This is a genomic window from Glutamicibacter sp. (assembly GCF_035257265.1).
Taxonomy (GTDB): domain Bacteria; phylum Actinomycetota; class Actinomycetes; order Actinomycetales; family Micrococcaceae; genus Glutamicibacter.
The window spans coordinates 1-14,262 of the sequence record NZ_DATEXC010000034.1 but is presented as its reverse complement, the minus strand read 5'-3'; the positions used below and the strand labels follow the sequence as shown (position 1 = coordinate 14,262).

General features: G+C 55.0%; 12 protein-coding genes and 1 pseudogene. 3 read left to right on the top strand and 10 right to left on the bottom strand.

Going from position 1 to position 14,262, the window contains the following annotated elements; translation table 11 throughout:
* Positions 1-606 precede the first annotated feature (606 nt).
* The 3 genes from VJ369_RS08340 to VJ369_RS08330 all read right to left on the bottom strand — a co-directional run bounded on the left by VJ369_RS08340 (position 607) and on the right by VJ369_RS08330 (position 2,813).
* Positions 607-1,206 (bottom strand): NADPH-dependent FMN reductase, encoded by a 600-nt coding sequence (locus tag VJ369_RS08340; RefSeq protein WP_324091619.1) that lies wholly within the window; start codon positions 1,204-1,206, stop codon positions 607-609.
* A 138-nt stretch (positions 1,207-1,344) separates the two neighbouring features.
* Positions 1,345-1,605 (bottom strand): hypothetical protein, encoded by a 261-nt coding sequence (locus VJ369_RS08335; RefSeq protein WP_096255811.1) that lies wholly within the window; start codon positions 1,603-1,605, stop codon positions 1,345-1,347.
* Positions 1,606-1,607: 2 nt separating this feature from the next.
* Positions 1,608-2,813: a S8 family serine peptidase gene (locus VJ369_RS08330; protein WP_324091618.1), complete on the bottom strand. Its 1,206-nt coding sequence runs from the start codon at positions 2,811-2,813 to the stop codon at positions 1,608-1,610.
* A gap of 290 nt (positions 2,814-3,103) precedes the next feature.
* Here VJ369_RS08330 and VJ369_RS08325 point away from each other — a divergent pair, with 290 nt between their 5' ends.
* Together VJ369_RS08325 and VJ369_RS08320 are read left to right on the top strand one after the other, a co-directional pair.
* Entirely contained in the window at positions 3,104-4,318 is a 1,215-nt protein-coding gene (locus tag VJ369_RS08325) for an NAD(P)/FAD-dependent oxidoreductase (RefSeq protein WP_324091617.1), read from the top strand.
* Positions 4,319-4,451: 133 nt separating this feature from the next.
* A complete protein-coding gene (locus VJ369_RS08320) occupies positions 4,452-5,915 on the top strand; it encodes a hypothetical protein (RefSeq protein WP_324091616.1) in 1,464 nt (487 codons plus the stop codon).
* Here the strand turns inward: VJ369_RS08320 and VJ369_RS08315 are convergent, their stop codons facing one another.
* From VJ369_RS08315 to VJ369_RS08285, 7 genes are all read right to left on the bottom strand, one after another.
* Positions 5,916-6,326, bottom strand: coding sequence for a cupin domain-containing protein (locus tag VJ369_RS08315; protein WP_324091615.1), 411 nt, complete (start codon positions 6,324-6,326; stop codon positions 5,916-5,918).
* A gap of 25 nt (positions 6,327-6,351) precedes the next feature.
* Entirely contained in the window at positions 6,352-7,173 is an 822-nt protein-coding gene (locus VJ369_RS08310) for an IclR family transcriptional regulator (RefSeq protein ID WP_324091614.1), read from the bottom strand.
* A 55-nt stretch (positions 7,174-7,228) separates the two neighbouring features.
* Complete coding sequence (locus tag VJ369_RS08305; protein ID WP_324091613.1) at positions 7,229-8,572, bottom strand: MFS transporter; 1,344 nt, start codon at positions 8,570-8,572, stop codon at positions 7,229-7,231.
* Positions 8,573-8,761: 189 nt separating this feature from the next.
* Positions 8,762-10,015 (bottom strand): aminopeptidase P family protein, encoded by a 1,254-nt coding sequence (locus VJ369_RS08300; RefSeq protein ID WP_324091612.1) that lies wholly within the window; start codon positions 10,013-10,015, stop codon positions 8,762-8,764.
* 271 nt (positions 10,016-10,286) lie between these two features.
* Positions 10,287-12,011: a BCCT family transporter gene (locus VJ369_RS08295; protein WP_324091611.1), complete on the bottom strand. Its 1,725-nt coding sequence runs from the start codon at positions 12,009-12,011 to the stop codon at positions 10,287-10,289.
* 1 nt (position 12,012) lies between these two features.
* A complete protein-coding gene (locus VJ369_RS08290) occupies positions 12,013-12,807 on the bottom strand; it encodes a creatininase (protein ID WP_324091610.1) in 795 nt (264 codons plus the stop codon).
* A gap of 284 nt (positions 12,808-13,091) precedes the next feature.
* Positions 13,092-13,751 (bottom strand): GntR family transcriptional regulator, encoded by a 660-nt coding sequence (locus VJ369_RS08285; protein ID WP_324091609.1) that lies wholly within the window; start codon positions 13,749-13,751, stop codon positions 13,092-13,094.
* Positions 13,752-13,902: 151 nt separating this feature from the next.
* On the opposite strand from VJ369_RS08285, the pseudogene VJ369_RS08280 reads away from it, so the two are divergent.
* A pseudogene (locus VJ369_RS08280) lies at positions 13,903-14,262 on the top strand (serine hydroxymethyltransferase); the annotation flags it as partial.

The window sequence follows — 14,262 nt, the reverse complement described above, 5'->3', positions numbered from 1 at the left end:
TTGGCGGGAGATTTTGTACCGGTTGGCGGCTTCGGTGACGCTGAGTCCAGCATCTCGGATTTGGTGGACGATGACGTGGTTTCTCGACATGATCAAGTGTCAAGGATGTCGCAACTCATGAGTCAAATATGTTTTGAAGCTAGACACCCTTACCTCCACAGATTAAAATCCCGGTATTACTTCCACGAGTAATACCGGGATTTTCGCATTAAAATACGACTGCCGGTTCTCCAAGTTTGCTGGGCCCGCCTTTCTCGCAATGCACGCGTTCTGCTCACCGGTTGAGCACCCCAGCATGTGGGCGGAGAATTTGTCGGACTAACGCGCTCTCGAGGATCCAGCTGATGCCGATACACCGATCGACGGTCTATTGGACAGTTTCTATCAGTCACCGCAATGAATCTCCCCACGACCTGAAAGTCTGAGCAGCACATTACTGATTGATCAGCTGCCCCATGTTCCGCTGAAAATTCGATATATAGAGCTGTCTGCCCTCTCGCACCTGACTTCTCAACGGTTGCGCGATCCTGTGCACACCCGAAGGGAGCAAGACTGAGTCCCGAACCTAATCAGGTTCGGGACCGTCTAGCGGCAGATGAGCCCAAATCAGCCGTGTTGCGGGCTGTGGTCGCCGATATGTCCCTCGGCGGTGGCATCGAGCACTCGGGCGACAAAACCTGCATACTCACCCATGTAGTGCTTCAGGAATTCGGACGTGGAATGATTGAGTACATTTCCTTCGGCATCGAAATCTTCCTGATTGAACGCGAGATAAACCTCGGGGGAGTTCAGCTGGGGCGCATCCAGGAAGCTGAGCACGCTACGCATTGATGACTGCATGACGGCGGTGCCGATGGCTCCCATGGAGGCTCCAACAAGTCCGCTGGGCTTACCGGCGAACGAATTTGTACCCCATGGACGTGACGCCCAATCGATGGCATTTTTCAACGCACCTGGAATGGAGCGATTGTATTCTGGGGAAATGAACAGCAGCCCGTCTGAAGCTTCGATGGCGCTTTTGAGTTCTTTGCCTACGGCAGGGAAATCTTCGTCATAGTCGTAGCTGTACAGCGGTAGATCCTTGATCGGGATCTCGGTGAAGCTCAGGTTTTCCGGGGCCAATTTGATCAGGGCCTTGGACAACGTACGGTTGATGGATTTCGTGGCTAGCGAACCGACAAAATAGCCAATGTTGTACTGTCTCATAGCTCCTAGTTCAGCACCGATCCGGGTCCGCGTCCAGTACTTTTAAGCTGATGCAAGGTGGCCTTGTATTGCTCTGACGCGCAACACAGAGACGCGCACCACCTGTGCGCGTCATGCTGGTAAAGCTCAGATCAACGCCTACTGCAGGGGATCTTTGGGAGAAGGTAGACGATAAACTTTATCCTCATCTACCGACTGCACTCCTTCAATTTGTTCGAGCTGGCCGCGCAACTGTTCATTACCGTGTCCAATCACCTGGCCCAGGGTATTGAGTACTTTATTCACACGCAGGCCTGAAGATTCAAGGGAGCTGACCACCTGCTCCATCTGTGCGGTATAGGTCGCAGTGACTGTCACGATGTAGGTATGCGAAACCGAATCCGGTGAGGCCTGATTCATGGCTAGGCTCCTGTGTCCGCTGCTGGTGGCGGTGCTTGGGTGAGCCCGGAGCCCACATCCACGGAGAATAACTCCAAGCGACGGCCTTCCTGAACTAGTTCGGCCCAGAGCTCGTGGGCGCGGAACCCGGTAGCTTCGGCAAGCAGTGCAGCAATGCCGGCCACATGGGGAGTAGCCATCGAAGTGCCACTGATGGTGTTGTAGCGTTCGGCTCCCGGCCACGATGAGTAGATGTTCACGCCAGGACCGGCAGTGTCGACCTGGCCGCCACGTCCGGGGAGGGTGCGAGCCGAGAAATCGGCGATGTTCAGGGTGTTGTCCAAGGCGCCGACAGCCATAATATACGGACTGTTTGCCGGGGCGCCGACAAATCCCGGATTGCCCTGGGAGCGTTGGGCATTATTTCCAGCTGCCGCGATAATCAGTGAACCAAGTTCCAATGCGCGGCGTCCGGCGGTCACATAGGGAGGGTGAACTTGCTGCACATCGGCGCCAAGAGACATGGAAATGACCTGGCATTCGTTTTCCAGAGCCCAATCGATTCCTGCCAAGATGGTCGCGTCGGAACCGGACCCATTGGACCCGAGCACCTTGCCCGCGTAGATGTCTGCACCGGAGGCCACACCATAACCGCGTCCCTCTGCCACGGTCCGCGGGCCGCAAGAAGTACCGATGCAGTGGGTACCGTGGCCATGCCCATCCTGAGCATCCTCGCCGTCAACAAAAGACTTAGAGACCACCGTGCGTTCGACAAAATCTGGGTGAGCCAAATCGAAGCCGGTATCCAACACGGCAACCTTGATCCCGGCGCCGGTGTATTTGGAATCCGCCGCGCGTACTGCCTGCAAGCCCCAAGTGAACTTGTCGGTGTCTTCATAAGTCGTTGGCAACGGTGCTGCAGGCTGTTCAGTCAACGCATAGTAAACCATCTCCGGAACCACCCGCGCTGGCATCCGCACACTGGCGCAACGCGCCTGAAATTCATTAAGCTGATCATTTTCGCTGCTCACCACTGCGATACCAAGACGCGGGAAGTATTCGGTGACACCATAACCTTGGGATTCAAGGATCTGCGGCACGTCTTCGGTCAACGTACGGATTCCCATAGACGGTGAATCGAGGTGCTCGGGCGAATCAAAGACCAGCACGTAACGGCCGGGGATAGCGGTGGCACCAGAACGGAGAAAAGGAACCTCTGGGGTGAACATGGTCGACTCCTTCGAGATCGGGTCATCTTCCAGCTCCGAGGAACTACCGCAAAAAACCGTTGCCGAAGCTGTGGGTACTTAGCACTGTACCGGCCATTGGGTCTCTGCCACCACGGTTTTGCAGACCATTTTTTACGCTACTGACAAGTTCTTCTGAGCGCAGAGCAAACACGCGAAGATGACGAGGGATATTGCCAGTGGCCTGACCGCGTGTGAGGATCGAAGTAGCAGTCATTAATCACTGCCGCCGTCGGTGCTATCGATAGCGGCAGAAACTAAAGGGGTGTTCGATGGGACAAGATTCAATTGTCATCGTTGGCGGGGGCCTTGCCGCCGCTACGACCGTGAATGAACTGCGCGAGCAAGGACACACGGGAACGATTACGCTGATCGGCCAGGAACAAGAACTTCCTTATGAAAGACCGCCGCTGTCTAAGGGGTACTTGCAAGGCAACGACAAGCTCGAGGACTTTACCGTCAAACCGGCGCAGTGGTACCAAGAGCACAACGTGCAATTACACCTCGGGGTACGTGCCGAAAAAATTGACCGCGAGAACCAGCAGGTAAGCCTGAGCGATGGAAGCACCGTCGACTATGACCAACTGGTTTTGGCCACCGGAGCCCGGCCAAATCTTGGTGGAAAAAAGCCTTTAAAAGGCCATGATCTGCCAGGTGTCCACCTGCTGCGCACCGTGGAACAAGCCCAGGCACTACGCGAAACCTTGAGCGAAGATACCCAACTAGCGGTAATCGGTTCGGGTTGGATTGGTATGGAAGTAGCCGCCAGCGCACGTTCGCGTGGCGCCCGAGTCACCGTATATTCCCCAGACGAGGTTCCACTGGCCAAGGTTTTTGGCGACCGGTTCGGACATCACCTGCTCGAATTGCATCAACGCAACGGGGTAGATGTGCGCACTTCTACTCGGGTTGATGCGATCCAAGAAACCGATGGCCATCTGGAAGTGGTCAGTAGCGCCGGAACCAGTCGCGCCGATGTGGTGCTGCTGGCCATTGGAGCAGTACCGAATATCGAGCTAGCCCAAGAAGCAGGACTTAAAACGGAGCGTGGGGTAGTAGTTGATGCTTCATTGCGCAGTTCTGATCCAAAGATCTTAGCCATCGGGGATATTGCCGAAGCATTCAATACCTCCCTGCGTCGCCAGCTTCGGGTAGAACACTTGGATAACGCGATCCGGCAGGGCAAACTTGCCGCCGCAACCCTTCTGGGGCGAGACCAAAATTATGATTGGGCACCGTATTTCTTCACCGATCAATTTGATCTGGGCATGGAATACGTTGGCTATTCAGCACCCGAGGATATCAGCGTGGTTCGCGGGGACACCGAGACAGGGGAGTTCATTGTTTTCTGGTTGAGCGAAAGCAAAATTACTGCGGCGATGAACGTGAATATTTGGGATGTGAACGACACCCTGCGTGGGTTGCTTGGTCAGAGCATTGATCAAGAGCGGCTCACCGATCAGTCCGTGGACTTGGCCGAGCTCTAAATGCAGCCGCCCGCAACGTTTAGTTGCGGGCGGAATTATCTTTATTAATGAGTTAGCGCATTACCGATTGCGGTGTGACTTGTGGAATTATTGCTGAGAAACTTCTTTTGTCCAGTCGTAAGGAATATTTACAGTGAAACGCGCACTGTCGCTGCTCTTCGGCATTATTGTCCTGGCCATCTTGGCCCTACCACTATTGGACCCGCTGACCAGGGCGAGGCTGTTTACCGGGATCATCTTCGGCGGTGGACTGAAACTAGGCCTAGGCGCGGTCGGCATTTTGCTAATCCTGATTGGCCTTGGGACGAAAAAGTGGCTTCTGAAGCTGGGGGTGGTCATTGCGCTGCTGGCCATTCCGGTAGCGTTCGCCGCGAATTGGTCTTCGCAGGTCGCCTTACGCGATTCGGTGAAAGAAGTTTCGCCCGAAGAAGAGCTGCTTCCGCAGACTGGACTGCGTGCACCTTATCTAGTTGCTGAACGCCAAGCTTCGTCCAATAGCTCCGGCACCGTAGGCGATATTAGCGGAACCACCTATCTGGCAGGGGACAACAGCTACTCGACACTTGTCGAACGCCGCGGGATTTTCCGCCCCGGATATGAGACTGCCATCGTGCAGAAGCTGGCACTCACCGGGCAGGCTAAGGGCGAACGCTGCGATTTTAATCCCGAAGCCAATAAACGGATAGACGGTTTCTTCGGCAATAGCCTGACGCGGGCGATTGCTTCGATCGACAGCGGGCTCATCGCCAAAAAAGACGATGTCTGGGCATACTGCGAAGAGGGAAGCCCGCAAATCGTCGTTCCGGTCACCAAGCTCACCAATTGGTTAGCTCCTTATGATGTCCCTGCAGGAGTGGTGATCTATGACGGAAAAACTAATGCCTTGGAATACAAGAAGGATGTGGCTACCGGGGAACTACCTGGTCCTGCCATCTCAATTTCGCAGTCGCGGCGCGTGAACAAGTCATTGGAGACGCTGAACGGAAATTGGTGGACCACCAAAATTCTGAAGTCCACAGGTATTACCGATGAGCCCAAGGATGAAGATGACACAAATTTGGGTAGTCACTCAAACTTCAGCCTGAGCTATGGGGAGCAGCACTTCGGTTTCTTCTCGCCCTTTACCTCTCGTGCTTCTTCACGCACCATCGATCAGGTGGCGGTCCTGGACAGCTCACAAGTCAGCGCCGGAAGCAACGCGAACGTCACACTGCACACGCTGAAAACTCCCCGGCAATCAAATGCGGCGACCGCAGACAAGATCAAAGCCGACTATTCATCGCTCAGCGATTGGGCCACCGGTATGAGCGTTATGGAGATCGTTCCGGGTGGCGAAGGCGTGTGGCATGCGAGTATCGGTCAGAAGCAGAACGTAAATTATCGTGTCCAGCTGAACGCCGACGGATCTTCATGCTTACTGACCGCCGCAGGTGAGAAGCTTCGTTGCTCCTCCGACGCCGGCCAGAACTCGGGATCTGAACAAGAAGGTGAGCAATCAAGGGACCTATTAGATCCCTCAACGCTTAGTAACGAGGAGCTCAAGAGCCTGCATGAGGCCATCGTGAACGAATTGCACAGGCGAATTCCTGCCCAGTAATTATTCGGGTAGTTCGGCACGCAGTTGCTGGGAAATCTGGTGGGACCCGTAGGGCGATAAGTCGGTTTCGCCCGGCGGGCCCCACACCACCAGGACCCGCAGGTCTGTGCTGCCGGTATTTGTCAGCTCATGTACGTCTTGGGGGCCAGCGAGCACCGAATCTCCCGGACCTAGCTCATAGGTCTGCGCGCCAACGTGCATCCGCCCAGTACCTTCCAGAACCTGATAAAACTCGACCAACTGTGCATCTTCGCCGTGGTGGTGCGAACCTTCAAAACCACCGGGCGGGATGACCCACGTTTGAATTGCAACTGGCATCCCGGTCTGTCCACCAAAATGGTGGTGCATCACCATCTGGCTACCCTCATGTAAGCGGTATGTGAAACCGTGTGCATCACGTTTCTCAAGCATTTCTGTTCTCCTGGTTTGGCAGGCGCTAGGCAGGTTGATGTGCGTAGCCCATGCGCAAGGAAATTTTCTGTGCGGTTCTAACACACGACTCGATGAGATCCTCAAGAATCTTAGGAGTAATTCGATAGAACGGAGCGGCGATAAGCACACAGGCCACCAGATCTCCGCGATGATCAAAGACCGGAGCAGCGACGCCTACCTCTTCGGTAGAAGTTTCGCCGTAGTTCACCGCGTAGCCCTGATTACGAGCCACACTGATCCGTTCGAGGAATTGCCCAGCTCCGAGTTGCTCGGGCAGTTGAATATTTCCGGACGCGATTAGCTCGCGCGTGCGCTCGGGGGATTCGTAGGCTAAGAATAATTGGACTGTGGCGCTTAACCCGGTGTCATACCGACTTCCCATCGCAGAGGTGTGTTTGACCGGGCGGGGAGAAGGGATCTGTTCCACCGACACGGATTCGTTACCGTCCCAAATGTTGAGTACCGCGGTCTCTTGGGTTTTCTCGGCCAAATATTTCAGCGGTGGGTAAGCCGCCTGTCGCACATTCAGATTGGCTAGAAGCGGTCCGGCAATAGCGATCAGGCCGAGCCCAAGTCGGAACTTGCGTGTCGGCTCATCACGCTCCACCACCCGTTCTTGCACCAAGGTGGCAAGAATCCGCGACACACTGGATTTGTGTAATCCCACTTCAGTCGCGATTTCGGTGACACCTACTAGTTGCCGCTCGACGGTGAAGCATCGCAACACATCGATGACATTAACGATGACCGAAGCGCCTCGACTATCGGCGGTTCGCTCTTGTTCCACGCGTGGCGTGTCGTCTTCGGTGTCTTGTGATGCAGTCATTATTTCCCTCTTTACTGACTGGTGGCGTTCATGTTTATCCTAGTCGCAAGAATTTCTATGTCAGTGGCTTCTTGCTGGTTTCGACGGAGAGCGCAACCGCAACGAGCGACACGACGGCTGCGCCCATCAAATACCAGCCCGGCGCGAGCACACTACCGGACGTAGCGATGAGCAAAGTTGCGACAAATGGAGCGGTGCCACCAAACAATGCATTGGATAGATTGAAAGAGACTGCGAATCCCGAGTAACGGACACGGGTTGGGAACATCTCTGCGAGGAAGCTTGGCAAGGTTCCGTCATTGAGCGTCAGCATCGCTCCCAGTAGAACTTGCACGAGCAGGATCATTGCGAAGTTTCCCGTTTCGAGCAACATAAAGGCCGGAACCGTAAACAGAATGAAAAGAACCGATGCAGTCATGAGTACACGACGTCTACCAAAACGGTCAGACAACATCCCGGTGATAAAGATGAATCCGATATATGTTGCCAACGCTACTGTCGTGGCGAGATATGCCAGTGAGCTAGCCAGACCCAGCTCTTGGGAAAGGTAGGTGGGCATGTAGCTGAGAATGACGTAGAACCCAACCGCGTTGAGAAGAACGGCGCCAGCTGCTAGGAGAAGCTGTTTCCAATGGTTACGGAAAAGCGAAGAAACTGGGGTCTTTGAGACGCTCTCATCCTCAGTAAGTTCTAGGAATACCGGCGAATCTTCTAGCTTGGTTCGTATGTAACGGCCAATCAGACCCATAGGTGCTGCCAGCAAGAATGGGATACGCCAACCCCAGCTCTGCATTTGTTCCGGATCCAAAAGTCCGGTAAGCAAGGCAGCCATGAGCGATCCTAGGAGCAACCCTGCCGCCGTGCTCGCGGGTACCACTGCTGCGTATAGTCCGCGGCGGTTGGCTGGAGCATATTCTACGAGGAAAGCGGAAGCTCCGGCATATTCACCAGAGGCAGAGAATCCTTGGATTAGTCGCAACGCAAGCAAGAGCAGGGGAGCCGCAACACCTATGGTGAGATATCCAGGCAACAGTGCGATTGCGAAGGTCGCGCCAGACATCAGCAGGATTGACCAGCTTAGTGCTTCGCGTCGTCCAATTCGGTCACCGATGTGGCCCCAGACGAATCCACCCAATGGGCGGACTAAGAAGGAAATAGCGAACAAACCAAAAGTCAGTAGCAGCGCTGTTTGAGGGGCCGACTCGGGGAAGAACACTGCTGCAATGGTTACTGCCAGATACCCGTAGGCCGCGTAGTCGAACCATTCCACAAAGTTTCCGATGAAGCTGGCCGCGACGACCTTGCGCCGGATTTGAGGATCTATGGTGTCGGCTGCTGATGCGCTTTTATTCAGGGCCGCCGGTGTTGTCGATGATGTCAATTCATTGGGCTGGGTCATCAGAAATCGCCTCGGTATGGGAAGCGGCTCGGGCTTTTGGCTACGTTGCCGCTGAAGGAATACGGAGTGTCCAAACGTCTGGGGTGTAAGGACTTTGGGGCAGCGCCCGTGCTTGCTGCGAGACTACTAAAAGAATGCACGTGGGGTGGGTCAACCACTTCAGACCCACCCCACGGCTACCGCACGCGGTTAAGCGTCGATGATGTTGTTTTCCGGTCCGAAACCGAACATGGTGATGTTCTCAACTCCACCGTCTTCACCGATGACCAAGATGTCGTGCTCACGGTAACCGCCGGCACCTGGCTCGCCGTCTGCGACGGTGATCATTGGTTCCATGGAAACGACCATGCCTGGCTCCAGCACGGTGTCGATGTCTTCGCGCAGTTCCAGTCCGGCTTCGCGGCCGTAGTAGTGCGAAAGTACACCGAAGGAGTGACCGTAGCCGAAAGTACGGTTTGGCAGCAGGTTGTGTGAGATGAAGATTTCGTTCAGCTCTGCTGCGATGTCCTTGCAGACCGCACCTGGCTTGATCAGTTCAAGGCCACGCTTGTGAACCTCAACGTTGACGTTCCACAGCTCCAGGCTGCGGGCATCTGGTTCACCGAGGAACAAGGTACGCTCCAAAGCGGTGTAGTAGCCGCTGGTCATTGGGAAGCAGTTCAGTGAGAGGATGTCGCCGCGCTCAAGCTTGCGGGTGGTGGCCCAGTTGTGCGCGCCATCGGTGTTGATGCCTGACTGGAACCAGACCCAGGTATCGCGTACTTCGCGGTGCGGGAAGGTCTTGGCGATCTCGTGCACCATGGCTTCGGTGCCGATCAGTGCGACCTCATATTCGGAGATACCTTCGCGGATCGCAGCCTTGATGGCTTCACCGCCGAGGTCACCGATGCGCGCACCGTGCTTGATGACCTCAATTTCCTCGGCCGACTTGATCATGCGCTGGCGCATAGCGTCCTGCGAGACATCAACCAAGGTGGCACCGTCAAAGGTTGCCTGGATCTGCTGACGGGTCAGCCCTGGCAGGAAATCATCTTCCACGCCGATGCGCGAGGCCTTCACTCCGTCGCGCTTCAGGGCTTCCTGCAGTCCGTAGAAGAAGTTGTCACGCTTCCAGTCGGTGTACACGATGTTCTCGCCGTAGCTGGTGCGCCAGGGCATGCCTGCATCGATGTTCGCGGTGACGGTGGTGGTGTTGGACTGGGTGACCACCAGTGCGTAGTTACGGCCGAAGGTGGTGTACAGGAAATCCGAGTAGTACTTGATGCCGTGGTAGCTGGTCAGGATGACAGCGTCCAGGGACTTTGCTGCCATGATCTGACGCAAGCCGGCCAAGCGTCGCTCGAACTCTGCATCCGAGAAGGTGAGCTGCTGCTTCACGCCGTTGTGCAGGGTCTTCAGGCGTGCCAGTTCGGAAACGTTAGTGGCGATGTTTGAAGCGGTCATGGTGTTGGCTCCTTGGAGTAAATGAAGTGTCAAGGGAAGCCGGCCCAATCAGAAGGATTGCGAGGATTCATGGGAATCGCCGGAGAAGAATGTACGTGTTGCGCTGACTGCAACGCCGTTGCAAATAGATTATGTGTGTCTCAGCTCACTGTCAAGCGGTGATATTGATTTAGTGAAATATTGTTGCGAGTTCGAAGCGAACTAAGCCGGCAAAGGCCGTGGAGCTCGATTTTCAAGCGCCACGGCCTTCAGCTATTTGGGTGTCGAAGTGCTAGGACTGTGCATCGGGATGCTGATCCGTCCTGCGGATTGCGCCCTCGCCATCGGGATCCGGCACAAAGACCAGAGATGGATCTGGATTGTTAATGTCCTTCTCTAGCTGCCTGATCGCCTTGTCGCGTTTAAGCAGCCGCCGAATCAAGTTGATGATCATCAAGATGATCACGAAGGAGAACGGGAACGCGCCGATGATCGTACCGGTTTGCACGGTATCGACTACCGCAGTTCCTCCCATGGTCAGCAACACGGTGGTCACCGTCGCCACGGAAAGTACCAGGACTACGCGGAAGACTGGACCGGATTTACCTGGTGCTGAGACGAACTCGCTGAGCGCATAAATGCCGGAGTCCAGCGAAGTGACGTAGTAGGTGGCAACCAGGATCGTGGCGATCACTAGCAAGATAGTGCCGATCACCGGCACCGAATCGAGCATGACAAATAATCCGGAGGACGTGTCCGCGGCTACCGCATCACTTATTGAGCGGTTGGATTGGTCGTCGTAGTAGATGGCTGCCGAGCCGATGATGGCTACCCAGACCATGACGATCAACGAAGGGATGATCGTGACGCCCAAGACGAATTCGCGAATAGTGCGGCCTCGCGAAATTCGGGCGATGAAGCCGGCGACGAAAGGTGAGAAAGCGATAACCCAGCACCAGATAAATACCGTCCACCAGCCATTCCAGCTATCTTGCCAACTATCTATGGTGGTCGCTGCCAGACCCGAATCGGTCCACAAACTCATGCTTGCAAAGTTCGTGAAGAAGCTTCCAAAGGTCTGCGACATATTCGAGATAATGTACAGCGACGGCCCGAAGATCAACACTGCAGCGAGCAAAACAATACTCAAAATTGAGTTCAGCCCGCTAATTCTCGCCATGCCTTTATTGATTCCAACGATGGCTGAGATTGAGGTGATGCCGGCGAAGATCAAGATCACCATGAACCACATCATTGGGCTTGCTCCCACCCCGGTAAAGGAAGAGATGCCCGAAGAGAATTGCATGGCCGCAAAGCCGAAGGATGTTGCCAAGCCAAGTACCGTGGCGATAATCGCCAGAAGCTCGACCACAACACCGGCCCCGCGGCGGGACCACCGCGGAAGGATATCAACCGTGGCCTCGCGGAAAGTCAGGGTTTTACCCAGGTTGTGGTGTGAGTACGCCAAACATACGGCCACCGCACAGTACATCGCCCAAGCGGTCAGGCCCCAGTGGAAGTAGGTCCATACGATGGCACCTTCTTCTCCACCACCGTTGGCTCCCGCCGGGATTACCGGGTTTTCATCGCGCAACATGATTGGTTCGGCTACCGACCAGAAGATCAGCCCAATGCCCTGACCGCAGGCGAAGAGCATTGAATACCAGGCGAATTTGCTGTGCTGGGGTTTTGCTTTGGGTCCGCCAAGGCGGATCTTGCCTACTCGACTCATGGATAACCAGACGCACACGCCTACTGTAAATACCGAGTAGAGGACAAAGAGCCAGGTAAATTTGCCGGTCACAAAAGTGCGCATCTTCGATATTGCGGTGGATGCAGCCTCTGGGTTACCGAGTACCCAGATCATGACGGCAACGATGAGTACCGGCGGAATAACCCGTATCAGTAAACGATCTATCGGAGGAATATGCCGTCCCATGAAACGTGGAAGCTCAACCGGTTCCTCCCGGGACTTGACGTTATCGGCGCCTTGGGGAGTTGCTTTGTCCAATGACATGTTAGTTCACCTCCAAGGTGATATTGCCAAGCAATAATTCGCTCTTAAGTGCATCGGCCACCTGCCTGGTGACCGTCGTGAAAAGCAATTCACCACGTTCGGCGGTGGCACCCTTAGCAGATGAGAGGCAGCCACTGGGTGGGGTACGCGAGGGATCTTCGGGAAAGACATCGTAGGTGGTTATTTGTGCTGGTGGATGGTCGATGACTCGGTCCATATTGACCAATGTTGGATGCAGTAACAGCATGAGCGAAGTCTCGAGAATTCCGCCGTGCTCTATATCCCATCCGAGGAACCCGTCGGGGAAGACCTTGGAAAGGGTGTGTTCATCCACGAAGTCCCAGTAGGAAAGAAGAACTGCGCGAGCTGAAGAACCGGAGGCCCTGCTTCGAGCGACTGCATTGTCTAGGCCCTCGTAGATGAATTGGTAGTTTTCGAAGTGGCCGTTAAGGATGACAACGTTCTCGAAGCCCTGGGTGATGAACGAAGCGACTACATCATCAACCATTTGGCTAAGCGAATTTCCGCCCAGACTAGTGGTTCCAATGCGATGGTTTCCACCACCGGAACGCGGCTGAGATTTGTATCCGTAGCTCAGTGCCGGTGCTACAAGTGCGCCGGTCTTCTCGGCGACTGCGCGGGCGATAGACCGCGAAAGCATCGCGTCGACGCCTAGTGGCATATGGGGACCGTGTTGTTCCGTGGCTCCCGCAGGGATGATAATCGTCGATCCGGCTCGGGCCACGTGCTCGGCGTACGTTTGGGCATCAATTTCGTCGATGAATACTGAATGCATTGAGATCTCCTAGGCCCGTGGAACACAGGTAGTGCCAGCGAGGCTTGTGTGGTCTAGTTCCGGAGTGATGGTTGCGTTAAATGCAACGCTGTTGCAATGAATCATGGCAGTGGCATCGGTCACAGTCAAGCTCTTGGGTAATAAAGGCTAAGGTCCACTTGGTCGGCGTGGCTTCGGAGTCGGGGTAAGCGCGTCTCGTTGTGTGCAATGAGACGGATGGTCATAAATAGCAAGAGACCCACCTCATAGGGGTGGGTCGCTTAGGGGAATTAAGGATTCGTTCTTTAGAGAACCGCGCGCACCGACTCTTCAAAATGCACGATGTGCTCTAGTGCTAACTCTTTGGCAGCGTGCGGATCCCCGTCCAGGATTACCTGAAGCAGGCTCGCGTGTTCAGAAATATGTTCTTCTACTGTCGGCAAGCGATCAAGTGCCATGCACCAGATTCGCGTAGCCAGATTATCCAGACGGATCAGTGTTTCTTCTAGATGGTGGTTGCCGGCCGCGCGATAGATGAGCCGGTGGACTTCCAGATCGTTTTCCATGAGTTGTCGGCGCGCGGTGTGTGAACCCAGTGATCCCACGGCATCAACTGTTGTTTGCATTTCGTCGCGAACGATTCCGCCGCGAAGATTTGCGGCTTTCTGCGCAGCGAGCGGTTCTAACGCCTTGCGGACTTCGGTGATGGCAGCTAATTCGGTGATGTCCACTCGGGTCGCAAAGGTGCCTCGTCGTGGGTAGGACTGCACTAGGTGATCTACCTCTAGACGCTTGAGCGCCTCGCGAAGTGGCGTGCGTCCGATGCCAAGTTCATCAACTAGTTGCCCCTCGTTGATGGGTTCTCCAGGGGTGATGTCCATCATGATCAGACGATCTCGAAGGACGAGGTATGCGCGTTCTGCCAGAGATTCACTACTGCTAACGAGCTGTGCTGTCGTGGTCATTACCTGTCCGCTGCCTTTGCTTTATTCTGTCCGAATATTACCTGTCAAAGTAATTTCGACTAACTCATTGACCGGGCTGTGACTTCCATCATACAGTGAGAAGCAGATTGATATATCAGTTGTCGGCAATTCATACATTTAGGAATGAGTCATGACTCTAGCTACCTCTCTTGCAGCGACATCGCTGACCGAGGACCTTGGGACCTTGGATCCTGAGATTGCGCAGCGTATCGATGCCGAGTTGGCTCGTCAGCAGCGTGGTTTGGAAATGATCGCTTCGGAGAACCACACGGCGCAGGCAGTAATGCAGGCTCAGGGTTCGGTACTGACTAACAAGTACGCTGAAGGCTACCCGGGCCGCCGTTACTACGGTGGCTGTGAGGAAGTCGACGTGATTGAGACGTTGGCTATTGAGCGTCTGAAGGACTTGTTCGGGGCGAAGTTCGCTAACGTGCAGCCGCATTCTGGTGCCCAGGCGAATGCGTCGGTGTATCACGCGTTGGTGCGTCCA

What these genes read in the sequence shown, in the direction of transcription:
- VJ369_RS08340 (WP_324091619.1), bottom strand. Translation starts at nt 1,206, where the DNA reads ATGAGACAGTACAACATTGGCTATTTTGTCGGTTCGCTAGCCACGAAA.
- VJ369_RS08335 (WP_096255811.1), bottom strand. Translation starts at nt 1,605, where the DNA reads ATGAATCAGGCCTCACCGGATTCGGTTTCGCATACCTACATCGTGACA.
- VJ369_RS08330 (WP_324091618.1), bottom strand. Translation starts at nt 2,813, where the DNA reads ATGTTCACCCCAGAGGTTCCTTTTCTCCGTTCTGGTGCCACCGCTATC.
- VJ369_RS08325 (WP_324091617.1), top strand. Translation starts at nt 3,104, where the DNA reads ATGGGACAAGATTCAATTGTCATCGTTGGCGGGGGCCTTGCCGCCGCT.
- VJ369_RS08315 (WP_324091615.1), bottom strand. Translation starts at nt 6,326, where the DNA reads ATGCTTGAGAAACGTGATGCACACGGTTTCACATACCGCTTACATGAG.
- VJ369_RS08310 (WP_324091614.1), bottom strand. Translation starts at nt 7,173, where the DNA reads ATGACTGCATCACAAGACACCGAAGACGACACGCCACGCGTGGAACAA.
- VJ369_RS08305 (WP_324091613.1), bottom strand. Translation starts at nt 8,572, where the DNA reads ATGACCCAGCCCAATGAATTGACATCATCGACAACACCGGCGGCCCTG.
- VJ369_RS08300 (WP_324091612.1), bottom strand. Translation starts at nt 10,015, where the DNA reads ATGACCGCTTCAAACATCGCCACTAACGTTTCCGAACTGGCACGCCTG.
- VJ369_RS08295 (WP_324091611.1), bottom strand. Translation starts at nt 12,011, where the DNA reads ATGTCATTGGACAAAGCAACTCCCCAAGGCGCCGATAACGTCAAGTCC.
- VJ369_RS08290 (WP_324091610.1), bottom strand. Translation starts at nt 12,807, where the DNA reads ATGCATTCAGTATTCATCGACGAAATTGATGCCCAAACGTACGCCGAG.
- VJ369_RS08285 (WP_324091609.1), bottom strand. Translation starts at nt 13,751, where the DNA reads ATGACCACGACAGCACAGCTCGTTAGCAGTAGTGAATCTCTGGCAGAA.